Origin of the sequence: Clostridium sp. TW13 (assembly GCF_024345225.1) — a bacterium.
In the GTDB taxonomy this organism is placed as follows: Bacteria; Bacillota; Clostridia; order Clostridiales; family Clostridiaceae; genus Inconstantimicrobium; species Inconstantimicrobium mannanitabidum.
On record NZ_BROD01000001.1, the window covers coordinates 2,481,572 to 2,497,068 of the forward strand.

Sequence of the window (15,497 nt, forward strand, 5' to 3'; positions counted from 1 at the left end):
CTTATAGTCTATATACTCAATTTAAATGGTTTTCACTTATATAAGCTAATAAGGTCATTCACAAGTATTTCTTCATTTGTAAATTGAATTTTATTATTGCCTAAAAATCCATCCAATGATTGGATTGTTTTTTCCATAATAGAAATTTTCCATCTTTTGCTTAAATCTTTTTTAAAACTAATATAAATTTCATTTTTTAATGGTTCATATACTATTGAACACAAAGTTGGACACTGAGAAGTTGTATCCTGAGAAGTTCTTTTTAAAACCTCAAAAGCTTCATTTATTCCAAAGTTATCAATATTATTACAGATATATTCATGAGCACAAATATATCTATCAGCACCTATACCATATACATTATTATAATTTGTTTCCTTAAAATCCCCATTTGGAAAATTAGTCATTATAATAAAATCATTATGAATAGGACTTACTATATTTGTACCATTTCCTTCTTCCAGAATAAATGCATCACCACTTTTATCAGCGATAATAGTATGTAGCCCTAAATCTGGAAATAATGGATTTCTAGGATACGCGATTACTCTTTTATTAAGAATTTCAAAAAATTCAGATGTTTTTCTTGTTTTCTTTAGCGCATCATCAAAAATATCAAAAGCAAACCAATCATTTTCGTCACAAGTTGATTTAAAACCTGGACCATATTTTACTGCTTGAGTACAAATAAAAAGACCATCACTATTAACACCAGCGATATCAACGTATTTATTTTCCATTAAGGCTGAAAAATTAAAAATATTTTTATCATTATAACTATTAATTTTCAGTTTTAAATCAATTTCATCAGTATCAAAATTCATACCATAAATAGTTTTTTCTTGACCGTATACTGCAAAACTTGTACACATTTTAGAATCTCCTTTTAATTTATAATTTTGACATATAATATGCTTAGAGTATTTAGAGAATCATTTAGCTATTTTACCATTGGTTTCACCACTTTCTTAAACTTATATTTAAATGATATCACCAGACATCTCGATGGTTCAACCTACAACATTTTTCAGAATCAAAAATGCGCCACTAGTTTTACAAAATTAGTAGAGTAACTTCTTGACGTGTTGTTTGAATTGTTTTGCTTATACACCTTATTATAATTCAGTAGATTAAATTAGATAATTTTATTTTGTCTATAACCCTATAAAAATATAAGTTCATACATAAAAGTAATTTATAAAAAAGTTACTTTTTGTGTCTGAAACATAAAATAATAATAGTCAAGTCTCCCGCTTATAGAATATTGGGATACTTGGCCATTTAAATTGAATTATTTAATTCTTAGTTATATATGTCTGAAAATTCTATATTAATTTTTTCAATAAAATCATCACTTATTTGAGTATTTCCTGTATTTTTAGTAGACGCTTCCCATACAGCAAGTTTACATGGAATATGTATTATAAATTCAGTACCTTTTCCCTCTTCACTTTTTACTGATATGTTTCCTCCATGCTGTTCAACCAATGACTTTACAATTGATAAACCTATGCCACTTCCCTCGTGATTTCTGGTAAGTGACTTATCGACTTGTACAAAACGTTCAAATATCATATTTAATTTTTCTTGTGGTATGCCTATTCCTGTATCTTTTATTCTTATACATACATCACTATCGTTATCTTCTATATAAACATCTATTTTTCCTCCACTAGGAGTAAATTTTACTGCATTTGATAATAAATTCAAAATGATCCTTTCCATTTTTTCAGTATCAACTGCAATTACTTTTTCTTCAGCATCAGTATCAAAAGTAACTGAAATCCCTTTCTTCTCAATGTAGTCCGCTACAGATAAAACTACATCCTCAACTAATTGTATTATATCTTGATTCCTTTCATTTATACTAAAATAACCATTATCAAACTTTGTTATATCAATTAAATTATTAATAAGTCGTAGCAGACGATAACAATTTTGTTTCATCATCTTTATATATTTAAATTTATCTATAGAAGCATTCTCATTTTTATCTTCTTTAAATAAAATTTCTTGCATCTGTAAGGCGGAAAAAATCACATTTATTGGAGTTCTTAGCTCATGAGAAATATTAGCAAAAAATTCAGTTTTAATTCTATCATTTTCCTTTAATTTATCTAACCTTATTGTTTCCTCTTCCATTTTTCTTTGTAGCTCTTCTTTTTTTATTCTTTCAGTAATATCCCTACATATTCCTATAATCCCCAAAATATTACCTTCTGAATCATAATACGGTGTTTTTATTGTATCTAACAACGCTTCTCTACTATCTGGATACTTAATCCACTGTTCATAGCTAACTTTCTCTTCTTTTTCAATCATTTTCGCATCCATTTCCCTATAAAATGATGCTTCTTCTTCATCAAAAATATCAAAATCGCTATGTCCAACAATATCTTCTTCTTTCATTCCTGAATAGTTTTCATACGCTTTGTTGCAGCCTAAGTATCTACTGTTAATATCTTTATAAAAAATTAAATCTGGGATTGAATTAATAAGAGAGACTAAAAGTGATTCCTTTTCTTGAAATTCAATATAAAGTTTTTTATATTTTTCCTCACTTTTCTTAATTTCACTCACATCGTGAATAGTGCCTGACAATTTTTCCGGCATACCTTGATCATCATAAAAAACCTTGCCTTTTAATTCTACCCATCTTTCTGTTTCGTTGTTTTCCTCTACTATTTTAAACTCCTTATCAAAGTCTTTGCCTGTTTTAATTGCTTCCATGAAATATGAACTTAGTTCTTGTCTTTGACTTGGATGAATTACCTCTAACCAATCCTTTGTACCTTCCATTTTCCTACCGCTAATTCCAAACAACTCATATCCTTTTTCTGAAGCAGTCACTGTATGACTTCTCATATCAAAACTGAATATTCCTACCTTTCCAATTTTTTGAAGTTCATCTATCCAAAATTCATTACTTAAATCCATAACCAACTATCCACTTCCTACACAATGTATTTATACAAAATGAATCTTATTCTAACCCATTCGACACCAATATACATTATATATGTAATTTTACTTAAATTCTATATTTGCATAACAATTATTCTGCTTATCTCTTCAATTTGAAACAACATGTCCACATTTTTTGATTTTCCATTAAAATACAACTATATATTTTATTAAATTAAGCAACTATTCTATACAATTATTATATTTTTAATACCTTCTAAAATAATGTATTGAGTTCATATAAATAGAAGCAATGATATGTGTTGCACTTCATTGCTTCTATTTTATTTAAATTAACTTAATCCTAAGCCTTTTCTCTTTTTAACTATATGAGCTTCTATATTATTTGCCACCTCAACAGGATCATCACCCAATGCAATCTTACCGCCAGTTACATCTTCAGCTTTTTGAGTCAATAATTCTACAAGTTGAGGAGCTCCTGTCATAAATGGTGTAGGTGATAAGTGAGTATATGCTCCATATGCTAAAGCAAATACTCCATCTATAGTTGCCTTTTGTTCCATCCATTCTGGGGCTGTAACAGCTATAGGAAGATCAGATACATCTACATTTAAATGATCTGCTAAAGCACTAACAAGCATTGAAATTCTTCCTGTATCTGTGCATGTTCCAAAGCTTAATACTGGTGGAATCTTAAGCATGTTGCACACTTCTTTCAAACCTTCTCCTGCAAGCTCATTAGCTGCTTCTACAGTACATAACCCTGCAACCTCAAGAGCATGATTTCCACAACCACCAGCAACTACTAGTATATCCTTCTTTATAAGTTCTTTTGTAAGATTTATTGTCATAGAATCTTGTGGTCCATTTCTTAGAGTTGAGCAGTTTGCAAGTGCTACTACCCCTTTAATCTTGCCAGCAGCAATTACATCTACTAGAGGATCAAGTTTGTTCCCAAGAGCAGCTAAAACTGCTTCTGTTGAGAAGCCTGCTATAGCCTTCTGTAACTTATTAGGAACCTTAGGTTCTATTTTTCTTTCTTTTCTCTTCTTAAAATTTTCTATAGCAAGTTCAATTAATTTATCTGCCATGGCATCCACTTCAGATGGATCATATGGAATCTTCGCATCAAGTCCTGGTAAATCGATGATCGTGCTCACTGATACCAAAGTTACTTGATATTTTTCTGCATACATATCTATAGCTGGAGGTGAGCAGTTTTCTTCCATGGCAAACACGTCAACTGTACCAGTGGCTAGTAATGGTTCTATTGTAAGCCAATTTCCCATATGACCTACAAAAACATCATCCATTTCAAATCTTTGAAGTAATTCCTGACCGGTTTCTATTGATCCCACTACTCTAAGACCTTTAGCTCCTGCAGCTTTCGCTTTTTCTTGAACTTCTGCTGTTCTTGCTTTTAATATTGTAGCAACCCCTGGCCAAGGTTGATGACCGTTAAATACTACATTTACATAGTTTGGATCCATAATTCCTAAATCCATATTAACCTCATGTGGTTTTGGAGTTCCAAACAAAATATCTTGAACCATTTCCAAACCTATTTGAGAATTATAAATTGTAGCTATACCAAGTCTAAGAGCTTTCATAGCTAAAGAAACATGGCTTCCATCTACATTTGTAAGGCAACTAGCTACACAATTTTGTTCTTCATGCACGGTACCAGCTGGATATATGGCTAGCTTCTTCCAAAGTTCTTTTCTCTTTTTAGGCGCAAAAGCTTCTACCATAATATTTTTATCTTCAACATCAATTTTCTGTTGCTCTTCAAGTAAATCTGCTAATTCAATGGCCATCTTATTTGTGTCTTGACTTACATTGATTCCAACTTTTTCGCACATCCATTTAAGTTTTTCTACATCTTTAATTTGAAATGGAGTTTTTCCTTCTGCTGTAGCTTTTAGTGTTCTAAAAGCTTCATAAGCATGATGACTATATGTACCTGCCCCCATTATATTTTTTAGAAGGAAATTTCTCATTGCCATAGCATCAGCTGCTATACCACATACCCCTTTAGTTTGACCAGTTTTCTCACTAATTCTACAAGGTCCATTTGAGCATAATTGGCAACTCAATCCTTCAAGACAAAACTTACATCTGATTTTTTCTTGTAGAGCAAATCTATCAAATACATTGGACATTCCATCTTCTCTGATTCTCTTAAGCATTTCCTCTACAGAATCATGATAACTTACTCTACCTTCAAGTTTATTTTCACTCATAAAACTTCGCTCCTTTAATTATAGATATCAATAATAAAATTACCTAAATTGGATTAAGATATTCATTTTTTTATTTATAAGCATATAAATTATTTATTTAGAAAATACACTATAAACTTGTAAGTTATCAAAACATGTTATATTATGAATATATTTATATACATTACTAGATAATAAACTGGCAGTTAATAATTACATGATAATAATAGGAGGATATCTTGATGTTTGGTAAAATTGCAGATTTACATATTCACTCATTTTATTCTGATGGAACAATGTCTCCAGAAGAAATTTTAGAAAAAGCAATTAATAGAAATATAGGTCTTTTAGCTATAACTGATCATGATATGCTTGATGGTTCAATTGAACTAGTCAAGCTTTGTGAAAACAAAAATATTCAGTGTATTTCTGGTGTTGAGATTGATGCAATTCATAATGGACTGAATTATCATATTTTAGCTTATGGAGTAAATTTAAATGATGAGGTTTTCTCCAATTTTATAAAACAAAATCGCATTCTATTAGAAAAGGTTAATATAACTCTTATTGAAAAAATGTCTAAGGACTATCAAAACATATCTTTAGAAGATTACTTATATTATACTTATGACAGAAAATTAGGTGGTTGGAAAACTCTTCATTACTTAATTGAAAAGGGAATAGCTAAAGATGTATTTGAAGGACTCCAATTGTATGATAAATATGAAACACCTCATAGTTGTGTAGAATTTCCTTCAATAAAGCTAATTACAGATTATATTCATAAGGCTGGAGGAAAGGCTGTTTTAGCTCATCCAGGTAAAGTTATTCCTACAAATGATATGGATATTTTTAAAGAAGACTTATTAGAAGTAATTGATTTTGGTATAGATGGTATAGAATGCTATTATCCAGCTCATACAGAAGATATTACAAGAATATGTATTGAAGTTTGTGAAGATAAGAATTTACTTATAACCTGTGGTTCAGATTGTCATGGAGAGTTTCAATCTACAGAAATTGGTCAAATGAATATACCTATTGAAAAACTAAACTTAAATGGACTTTATTCATCTAGCATAAAACCAGCCTATTCATCTTAGTAAAAAAGCTATCTTATTGCTTTAATCGAATATTAAGTCATCTTCGCAAAATAAGTAAGTTCAAATATTTCACGTATATTTGGACTTACTTATTTATTTTCAGATAACTTTCTATATTAAATATATTATTAATTACGCTTGTCCTGCTTTTAGTGCATTCTCAATAGCCTTCAATATTACTTTGCTACTATTTGTTGCCCCTGAAATTGCATCGACTTGAAGTGATTGAGCCTCTACAACTCTATCTGTAATAACTTCAGCTGGTTTTCCTCTTTCATTTTTATGATTTAGCAACACAATATTTTTAATCTTTTTATTACTAATTGTAACTTCAACTTTAGCAGATATTAATAATGCATCACATCCACCTGTATATTTGCCATCAGAAACCTTTGATAGATCCACAGTACCAATTTCTAATTTTTTTATAGTATCCTTATATTTTTGTACAGTAATCAAATACTTTCCTGCCCACATTCCTATAGCCAATACTGCTATGCACCCTGCACTTATTACTACCTTTTTTACATTCCACATAATATTCACCCCATTTATTTTTTGATTGTACTAAATAACATTTCAAATCCATTTTCTATTAACTGTTCAATTTCTATATGATAGTATTCTCTTATATATTTTTGCTTTTTGTTTATCAATGTTATAATCCCCAGTACATTTGCCCAAAGTATTAACGAAACAGTAGTAACATCAACCTTATCTGATATTTCTCCTCTATCAATTCCATCAGCTAAGCACTTATTAAGAAGTTCAAAGGAATATTGCCCTGCTACATAACATTCCTTAATTAGTTCATTATCAGTATTGTGAGAAAAATCAAATTCTCTATTTTGATAATCTGAAATTGCCCTAAAATATGCAGGGCATACCCTACTAAATTCAATAAAAGTTTGACCAAGTTTCTTGATTTTTTCTGTTTCTTTTAAACTTTCATTCTGATTTATCGCCTCATCAAGCATAGTATTTAACGATTTAAATCCTTCTAACATTATTTCATAATATAATTCTTCTTTGCTATTAAAATATGAATACACAGTCTTCTTAGTGAATTCAGCTGCCTTTGCAATATCCTCCATTGTAGAGTTTTCAAATCCCTTCTCTGCAAAGATATCTTCTGCCGCCCTTAATATAAGATTCTTTCTAAATAATCGTTCTTTTTCTTTACGTTCTGTTATCCCCACAATAAATTCACCTCTAGTTTATGTATTATACTAATAGTTTACTTTATAAACCTAGAGTATATTACAATTAAGCAAATGTCAATACAATATTAGCAAAAAAGTTATCTTATCGCTCATTAAAAGCAATAAGATAACTTTTTTATGATTACCTATTCTATATGCATTGTTTGTCTCTTATTTTGTATCCACACTTCTGCATAATCTACTGCAGCTCTCTGTTTAAAAATTCTACATTTAGCTGACCCAACTGCTCCTATATCAACTTTATGTTTATTTTCGAAATCTTTCCCTATATCCTCAAATAAATCAGTATCAAAATCTATATCTTCATAGGCTTTCCATGCTCTTTTCCCATTTTCTATTATTGGTGCCCCTGCTTTACAAATCTTTTTATCTATCACTCTATTCTCAGCCAAATGAAAAGATGTATTATTTTCATAACTTACTCCTAGTAATAGTACATATCCATCTAAGTCATAAATTCTTGCCAAAGGAGAATTCTCCCCAAGTGAATAATCTAGAGAATGCTTTTCAACAATAAACTGCGCATCCTTCCCCCAAGCTGCAAATGATACAGCTGGATGATTACTTCTAACTACCCCTTGAAAATTTCTAAAAGTTTCTGCTATCACTCCCATAAAACTTGAAGGGGTATACTTTGGATCAAAGGCTGGCATTGTATCTCTTATTGCCTGCCACCATTCCTTAGGAACTGGTGGATTACACCAATCACATGGATCTGAATACTCCCCTGAGTGCTCTGGCATAATTATATTACCATTTGGTGTAACAACATCCATTAAGGCTTGGACGACTGCAACTGAGCCTCCACAAACCCACCCCATAGAACTTAATGATGAGTGTACAATAACTGTCATTCCTTCCTTCAATCCTAATTTTCTCAAATCTTCAACTATGCTTTCTCTTGTTCTTAGTATTGGCGTATTATCTATTAATTCTTTTTGTCCCATTTTCATACTCCTTTATATCTGCATAAATAATTCATTTCGATTCTATGCTATTCCCTATATTTTGCAAAAAAAATGCTTTACCCATCATTTCTCTGATAAGATAAAACATTCTTAAATACAAATTAAAAACTATCTATATTTATACTTTACTGATTCATAAATGTATATATTATCAAAACTCTGACAATATAAACATAACATGACAACTTTAAACTTTCAATTTCAAAAACAATTCTATATAGAACTTGTACGCAATGAACCTTCTTGGTTTATTATTCTTCGTATACTATGTTCTGAAAGAAAATATAATCTAGCAAGTTCTTTAATACTAATATTATTTATATATTTGATATAAATCTCAGAATTCCGTTGCTTTAGGCTACTTCTTGTACCGTTCTTTTCACCCCAAGCCTTCTCATTGCCACTTTTTCTAGGAATATAAATATATTCTCCATCAACATATTCCTGAATTATTTCAATTATTTCTTTTGGTAACACCTTTTTTGCCTTAACATACCTCATCATGTATTGCCCCTCCTCAAATCCTTTTTCATTTGAGGCAAAGACTATTATAAAGCAAGCAAATGTATCTACCTAAATATTTTTAATAGATTAGGCTCCAAACAAAACATTACTTACTATTTATCATAGTCTTTGCATGGAGCATTTTTGGTGCAGAACACTTATGTATAAACATTATATTTTCCCCCTTATGTTACACTTGTAATATTTGTAATTATATTTTAAAGTAATTATATCTTTTAATATAATCTGGTAAATTTATTATATCATAAATAAGTATATGCTTAAATAAATCCTGTAATTATTCACAAAATTGAAAAGCCATAGAAATTGAGATTTTCATACAAAATTCACACTTTCGTACAAAATATCTCACCTCTATGGCATTCATATTATACTTTTTTAAAGCCTAATTTAATTATTTATAGAACTCCTGAGTTGCATAGTATGTGTCGCCTATCTTATAAACTCCAATTCCTATACTACTAAAGTTTGTTGATAATATGTTAGCTCTATGTCCTGGTGAGTTCATCCAGTTTGTCATAAAGTTATCAGCTAAAGTAGAGTTTCCTGTCACGCCACCAATGTAAGCTATATTTTCTCCCCAAGCCATGTAATTAACTCCATCAGCCTTCATTATGTCAGCCATAAGTTTACCTTCAGGATTTTTGTGGTCAAAGTAACCTCTATCCCCCATGTCTTGAGATTTAATTCTTGCATAATGCTCCATTGTTGAATTGTAACTTAATTGTGGAACACCTGCTTTTGCTCTTTCTTGGTTAACCTTATTAAATATTAGTTGTTCTATTTCTGCTATAAATTTATCACTTGAAGCTGTACTTTGAGTTGTTGTACTTGGTTTAGTAGCAGTTGATGTACTAGTACTTGGTGATTTTGCAGTAGAACCATTAGTCGTTTGTTTTGTAGTATTTGATTTAAAGTAACTTGTCCAATTACTTGCTGAATTACTACAGTTTCCTGCTTGATCATTTGAAAATATTGTAACCTTATTTGCTGTTCCATTATTTGGTGCAGCTTGTACACCAACTTTCGAATTATTAGCTACTGTTGCTGCATTTGAAGATGCTGGACAATTGCTTGTACCATTTTTAGTTGATGAATTTTGGGCTATATTTAAATCTTTAATATCTTTTGTATTTGCTGTTGTACCAACTAAATTTGTATTATTTGCATTTAGAGCTTGTGCCTTCGTTTGCACAGCTGAATTAGCTGCTGTTGTATTATTAACCTTGGAAACTCCGAAAGCAGCCATACCTAGGCTTAAAATTACTCCTGATGTAGCTAATACTTTTATGATTTTATTATTTTTCATAATTAATTCCTCCTCAGATCTGTTTTAATAGCCTGTGCCTATAAGTTAACATAGAATTATGCATGAGTTCAAAGGAGTTTATTGGTACTATATGAATTATATTTCCTCAATTCGTAAATTATCTAAGGAAATTATAGGAAACCAAATTATAGAAAAACATTTCAAAACCATTACATATCAATACATTACGCGTATATTTTGAGCAAAACTTTAGGCCTAATTTCTTAGTAAATTAAACCACTAAATCCATCAGATACTTGTTCAGAATATTAAGATTTTTCATCAAATTCAATCTCACTATTATTGGAGACCTTATCTAAAGCCAAATTCTAATACTTTTTTAATAATGATAAACGCATAAAATTAATCCTTCTGCTCTTTATTTTTTTCAATCTCAACTATCCATGTAAAATTAACTATATGTTCACTGTAAATCTTATAATTTAATGAATATACATATGCCTTTAATTCAACTAAGTTTGTATAATGCTTAGATTCTATTACCTCCCATAAATCCTGCCTACCTTTTCCCAAAAGATTCTTTCTACACTTTTCTCTTTCTTCATTATTAGAAAACATAAAATCTGCAATGATTATCTTCCCATCATCTTTTATATACTCCATCATATTTTCCAATGCCTCTTTCTTCTCATCGGAAGTTAAGCCGTGAAAAGCATATGTTGAAACTAACACATCAACATAACTTTTTTCTATAGGTTTGTCTAAAAAATTACCCAATTTAAATTTTAAATGTTTATATTTCTTTTTTGCCTGCAAAATCATCTCTAGACTCTGATCAATTCCTAGTATATCTATTTCACTGCTTAATTCACCGCATAGATTTCCTGTGCCACAGCCTATATCAACTACAGTTTTAGCTTTACTCTTAGTTATCTTCTCTCTTACTAAGGATAGCACTTCATCATATTTCTCAAATAAACCAAGCTCATCATCTAACCTATCTCTAACCATTTTGTCAAACTTAACTGCCTTATTATCAAATTCCAACATATTTATCCACCTTATTCTCTCTGTCCTATTGTCTTTTATACTTATATCAACATTATCTAGGAAGGATTTCTTATCTGTCTCTGTATCAGCTTCTAATAATTTATCTATATTATTTATCAGTGTATCTTTTACATTATTCAATTCAAAAATTTTTCTCTCTACTGCTTTAAGTTGAAGGTACAGTCCCCTAGTAAATTCTTGATTTTCATTATCACTTTTATCCATAAGCTTTTTTATATCTTTTAATGAGAATCCTAATTCTCTAAGTAAGATTACAGTTCTTAACTTATTTAAATCTTCTTCACTATAATTTCTATAATTATTTTTTTCTCTTTTAGGGATCACTATTCCATAACTTTCATAAACAATTAAGGACTTAACTGTTAAATTAAGATTTCTACATACCTCATTCGTATTCATTAAATCACCCCAATAAAAGTATAAACTCTACCCTTTGGGTAGAGTCAATACTTTATCTAATAAAATTTAATCTCTTCATAGTCAACTTCATTAAGTAATCCTGCAATTATATCCTTTCTTTGCTTATTTAAACTATCTATAAACTGGATAAAATATTCCTGCCATTCAAACTCCATTTCTTTTTTACTTTCAATAATTTCTGATAGATTTGCTTCACCATCTCTAAGTTCCTCATAAAATACTAGTTTCACTATTATTGTAAGTTCAATTTCTCCTAATGTTTCAAATATAAATTTATACTCTTCACCAAAAAGGCAGTCTGAATTAAGAATATCTATAAAATCTTGTAGAGAATAAACTTGTGTTTTTATTATTTCAACTTTATCTTTAACATCTGATTTCTCTATTATTTTACTAATAATCAAATTAAAATCTTGTTCACTCATCCTCTTCCCTTCATCAAATGTAAAATTAAACTTTTGTACTTCTTCCTCTTCAACTACCATAATGCTTCTTAAACAATTATTATCTACAACATTTATCACCCTTTTTTTCAACTGCTCTTTATATTTATCTATATAATCTAAGAGAAAAGGATTAATAATTTTCAACTCATCAATAACTGTTTGGACTGCTATATTAATAAAAGAATATATGGCTTTCTTATTATTAACACCTAACTTTTCTTCTAAGAACTTAAATTGATTTTTATTGATAAAAAGTTCAGCTGCTTTATTCCCTGATAGAACAGAAAAAATAGAATTATTTATTACTATTTCAAATATATTTATCAATTCTATATTGTGATTTAATCTACACATTTTTTCATACCCTATTAAAAGCTTTTTTATGTTCTCAATTAAGAAAAACCTGCAAAACTCTGTCTCAATATCTAAATGCTCCAGATAATTTTTTATATATGAAACACCTCTTACCTTCATATCATCAAAAACTAAAGGATAATCAATGCTAGCTAATGCATAATGATTTTCAAAAATTATATTATATTTTTCGAAAAAATATGGTATGCCCTCATCAAGAGTAATATTATACGACTCTAAATCTAACTGCAATCTATTTTTATTTATTTTTTTGTACAGTTTTCTAGTTTCAATAACACATATTCTTATTTGTTCTATCCCTGCTTCATATATATGCTTTAATTCTTTTTGCTTTAGCTCACCAATTGCAGCTTTTACACTATTAAGTTCAAGTAAATGAAAATCTATAGCATATAGAATGGAGTTAAGTAAGTTCTCAGTAGTTTCAACAGTAACAGAAGTACTTTCTCCCTTTGTATATCTCAGAATCAGCTCTTTTAATAATTCCGTTAATTTCAATTGAATATTGAATATTTCCTCCTCACTAATTAGCCTACTTTTTCTTCCTTCATTAATAATCGAGATTAGATATTGATTTTTATTCACTGCTTTTAAATTTACTTCTGATTTGTTAGTTTCTAAAAGATTATTTTTATCACTTAAATTCATAACTAATACCTCTCCATTCTAACCTTTCCTATAATTAACAGAAAACTCTTCTAACAAACTGTTTAATAATTCTATAGATCCTTCACAAGAATTTTCAAACAAATCTTTCATCAATTCAATAAGTTTATCATCAGAAATTTTGTCTTTAGTTTCATTTCGCAAATAGTAGAACGTTTCTTGTAAGTCATTTATACTCCTTACATAATTATTTTGATTTATAAATGATGAATAACTAAAAAGTTTCATTATTTTTTCTGTAGCCTGCAAGCTCAGTTCAACTCTTCCATAATTATTCAATACCTTATCTCTTGTATTAATTATTTGCTTTGCATCCTCTAAAGTTATTACTAACCCCTGTTCATTTATTTGCTCATTAATTTTTAGCAGTTCATTAGCATAGGGTTCACTTAATCTTGTTAGATCAAAATTAAAAATATTAGGCAAATTCATAATTTTCTCTCCTTCGAAATATTCTTATTGACTTTTCATCCAATGTATGATATAATAAAATATTATAGTTTAGATATAATATATTAAAGGAATTCTATAAATTTGTCAATTTTTTTAAATTCAAAAGGCTGTATGATTTTCATACAGCCTTTTCTGTTATTCAAATGCTTAATTTTTTATATATTTTTAGTTACCACTAATGTTCTATAAAATTATTGCCATTTTATGTGCACTTCATTGAAATTAGTACTATAATTAAAATACTATAAAATTCTAATTACCAATAATACTAGCAGTAAAAATCAATGTATCTATTCTATTTTCAAATCTGAGTGGGCACTAACTCTAAGATATAGTTAATTGTAATTTGTTAAATCTGTCATTATCTATCCTTAATAAATAAATCTATAACTTTCTCTGTTTTGTAATGTCCATAGTACCAGCTACTTGTATAATCTTCTACACCAAAACTTAAGTTATCCGCAAGTTTTGTTTCAATACCATTTTTAGTTTTCCATAAGCTAAATGAATCTCCAATCGCTCTTACAAATAATATCTCATCATACTTTATATATCTTGGCATGAAATCAAAGTATTTACTACTAGTTATTTGTCTTTTATTAAGTGTTTCTGCATCAACCTCATAAATATAATGAGGTTGATTTTGCCATATTCTTAAGATTGGTACATTACCCTTTTCCATATCATACTCTAAACTTTTAGTTACAGAAAATAATATTTTTTTCCCATCCTCAGAATAACAAGGCATCATTTCAACTTTATCTTTAAATGGTACTTCCGTAAATTTAGCCGTCTTAATATCTAATATTCCTAAAGTCTTATCGGCAAACATTTCTCGTCCCCCACCTTTTATAATAGCAATTATATTGCTATCTACTGGGTTAGGAGAAATATTATTTTTATATGCTAAAGCATTCATGTTTTTATTATTATCTAAATCAAAATTTTTCTCACCACTATTAAATTGGATAAATTTATTATTTACAACGTCATATACGGCAAATTCATTAACATCAGCTGACATAGATGCTGAGTTTGGTTTATTCCATATATAAATATACTTATCATCCCTTGATATCCTAGATATATTTGGCGTACTCCCTATTGCAATAATGGTTGTTGGTACACCTGAAAGCAACAATTTCTCTTCCTTATTACTCAAACTGTAACTAATTATGCCCATATCCTGTAAAGATGTAGATTTTGCTCCATACTCTGGCCTTTTGTTTGCATAAATTAAATCTTTACTATTAAAATTAATATTATAATAATAGTACTCATTATTAATAATTTTTTCAGATTTCTTTGTATTTGAATTATATAATGACATACCTTTATCTTCTGTAGAATACACTAATTCTCCTGCATTATTCCAAGTGTATGACATTGCACTAGAGTCTACCTTTACTATATCTGCTTTTTTTATATCACATACATATAAATCATCATTCTTTATATATGCCACCTTATCCCCATTCTTAGATATTAAGGGGTTCTTAATTTTATTTCCTTTATCAAGCATAGTTATTGAATTCTCTTGAAGTGTTGAAATATATAAACCGTCTTTTGCTACATATACAACAAATTCATCCTCATTAAGTGATGAATCTAATTTATTGTCTTTAGCAAATATATTTGTAGGTATAAAAAATAATATAACAGTCAATATAAACATATTTATCTTTTTCATAAGCCACCTCCACATCATTAAAAACACTTTCTATTAAATATAAATTTATTCTTACCTGTTAAAACACATATATTCGTTAATAATTTTACGTTTAACAATTTAAAAATTTTTGTTAGCTGTAATATATTCTATTTTATGCT

At 29.0% G+C, this 15,497-nt stretch carries 13 protein-coding genes; 1 reads left to right on the forward strand and 12 read right to left on the reverse strand.

The window, feature by feature from the left end:
• Window positions 1–32: 32 nt before the first annotated feature.
• The 3 genes from OCU47_RS12030 to cooS all read right to left on the reverse strand — a co-directional run bounded on the left by OCU47_RS12030 (window position 33) and on the right by cooS (window position 5,168).
• Window positions 33–872 (reverse strand): linear amide C-N hydrolase, encoded by an 840-nt coding sequence (locus tag OCU47_RS12030; RefSeq protein ID WP_261828843.1) that lies wholly within the window; start codon window positions 870–872, stop codon window positions 33–35.
• A 430-nt stretch (window positions 873–1,302) separates the two neighbouring features.
• A complete protein-coding gene (locus tag OCU47_RS12035) occupies window positions 1,303–2,937 on the reverse strand; it encodes a sensor histidine kinase (protein WP_261828844.1) in 1,635 nt (544 codons plus the stop codon).
• A 320-nt stretch (window positions 2,938–3,257) separates the two neighbouring features.
• Complete coding sequence (gene cooS, locus OCU47_RS12040; protein ID WP_261828845.1) at window positions 3,258–5,168, reverse strand: anaerobic carbon-monoxide dehydrogenase catalytic subunit; 1,911 nt, start codon at window positions 5,166–5,168, stop codon at window positions 3,258–3,260.
• A gap of 221 nt (window positions 5,169–5,389) precedes the next feature.
• Between cooS and OCU47_RS12045 the strand changes: the two genes are divergently transcribed.
• Window positions 5,390–6,250: a PHP domain-containing protein gene (locus OCU47_RS12045; protein WP_261828846.1), complete on the forward strand. Its 861-nt coding sequence runs from the start codon at window positions 5,390–5,392 to the stop codon at window positions 6,248–6,250.
• 132 nt (window positions 6,251–6,382) lie between these two features.
• On the opposite strand, the gene OCU47_RS12050 is transcribed toward OCU47_RS12045, so the two are convergent.
• From OCU47_RS12050 to OCU47_RS12090, 9 genes are all read right to left on the reverse strand, one after another.
• On the reverse strand, window positions 6,383–6,787 hold the full coding sequence (locus OCU47_RS12050) for an FMN-binding protein (protein WP_261828847.1): 405 nt from the start codon (window positions 6,785–6,787) through the stop codon (window positions 6,383–6,385).
• A 14-nt stretch (window positions 6,788–6,801) separates the two neighbouring features.
• Window positions 6,802–7,449 (reverse strand): TetR/AcrR family transcriptional regulator, encoded by a 648-nt coding sequence (locus OCU47_RS12055; protein WP_261828848.1) that lies wholly within the window; start codon window positions 7,447–7,449, stop codon window positions 6,802–6,804.
• A 149-nt stretch (window positions 7,450–7,598) separates the two neighbouring features.
• Complete coding sequence (locus OCU47_RS12060; protein WP_261828849.1) at window positions 7,599–8,420, reverse strand: AAC(3) family N-acetyltransferase; 822 nt, start codon at window positions 8,418–8,420, stop codon at window positions 7,599–7,601.
• Window positions 8,421–8,654: 234 nt separating this feature from the next.
• Window positions 8,655–8,942, reverse strand: coding sequence for a CD3324 family protein (locus OCU47_RS12065; RefSeq protein ID WP_261830627.1), 288 nt, complete (start codon window positions 8,940–8,942; stop codon window positions 8,655–8,657).
• A 418-nt stretch (window positions 8,943–9,360) separates the two neighbouring features.
• Window positions 9,361–10,275 carry a CAP domain-containing protein gene (locus OCU47_RS12070; RefSeq protein WP_261828850.1) on the reverse strand — a complete coding sequence of 305 codons (915 nt, stop codon included), beginning with the start codon at window positions 10,273–10,275 and terminating at the stop codon, window positions 9,361–9,363.
• A gap of 363 nt (window positions 10,276–10,638) precedes the next feature.
• On the reverse strand, window positions 10,639–11,706 hold the full coding sequence (locus OCU47_RS12075; protein ID WP_261828851.1) for a MerR family transcriptional regulator: 1,068 nt from the start codon (window positions 11,704–11,706) through the stop codon (window positions 10,639–10,641).
• Window positions 11,707–11,762: 56 nt separating this feature from the next.
• Complete coding sequence (locus tag OCU47_RS12080; RefSeq protein ID WP_261828852.1) at window positions 11,763–13,196, reverse strand: DUF6179 domain-containing protein; 1,434 nt, start codon at window positions 13,194–13,196, stop codon at window positions 11,763–11,765.
• A gap of 18 nt (window positions 13,197–13,214) precedes the next feature.
• Window positions 13,215–13,646, reverse strand: coding sequence for a DUF6323 family protein (locus OCU47_RS12085; RefSeq protein WP_261828853.1), 432 nt, complete (start codon window positions 13,644–13,646; stop codon window positions 13,215–13,217).
• Between the two features lie 382 nt (window positions 13,647–14,028).
• The gene (locus tag OCU47_RS12090) at window positions 14,029–15,357 is read right to left on the reverse strand and encodes a TolB family protein (protein ID WP_261828854.1); all 1,329 of its coding nucleotides are present in this window, start codon (window positions 15,355–15,357) and stop codon (window positions 14,029–14,031) included.
• Window positions 15,358–15,497: the final 140 nt, after the last annotated feature.

Bases quoted from the DNA above. Each gene is read 5' to 3' on its own strand.
- OCU47_RS12030 (WP_261828843.1), bottom strand. From the start codon at position 872: ATGTGTACAAGTTTTGCAGTATACGGTCAAGAAAAAACTATTTATGGT.
- OCU47_RS12050 (WP_261828847.1), bottom strand. From the start codon at position 6,787: ATGTGGAATGTAAAAAAGGTAGTAATAAGTGCAGGGTGCATAGCAGTA.
- OCU47_RS12075 (WP_261828851.1), bottom strand. From the start codon at position 11,706: ATGAATACGAATGAGGTATGTAGAAATCTTAATTTAACAGTTAAGTCC.
- OCU47_RS12060 (WP_261828849.1), bottom strand. From the start codon at position 8,420: ATGGGACAAAAAGAATTAATAGATAATACGCCAATACTAAGAACAAGA.
- OCU47_RS12085 (WP_261828853.1), bottom strand. From the start codon at position 13,646: ATGAATTTGCCTAATATTTTTAATTTTGATCTAACAAGATTAAGTGAA.
- cooS (WP_261828845.1), bottom strand. From the start codon at position 5,168: ATGAGTGAAAATAAACTTGAAGGTAGAGTAAGTTATCATGATTCTGTA.
- OCU47_RS12070 (WP_261828850.1), bottom strand. From the start codon at position 10,275: ATGAAAAATAATAAAATCATAAAAGTATTAGCTACATCAGGAGTAATT.
- OCU47_RS12080 (WP_261828852.1), bottom strand. From the start codon at position 13,196: ATGAATTTAAGTGATAAAAATAATCTTTTAGAAACTAACAAATCAGAA.
- OCU47_RS12045 (WP_261828846.1), top strand. From the start codon at position 5,390: ATGTTTGGTAAAATTGCAGATTTACATATTCACTCATTTTATTCTGAT.
- OCU47_RS12065 (WP_261830627.1), bottom strand. From the start codon at position 8,942: ATGAGGTATGTTAAGGCAAAAAAGGTGTTACCAAAAGAAATAATTGAA.
- OCU47_RS12090 (WP_261828854.1), bottom strand. From the start codon at position 15,357: ATGAAAAAGATAAATATGTTTATATTGACTGTTATATTATTTTTTATA.
- OCU47_RS12035 (WP_261828844.1), bottom strand. From the start codon at position 2,937: ATGGATTTAAGTAATGAATTTTGGATAGATGAACTTCAAAAAATTGGA.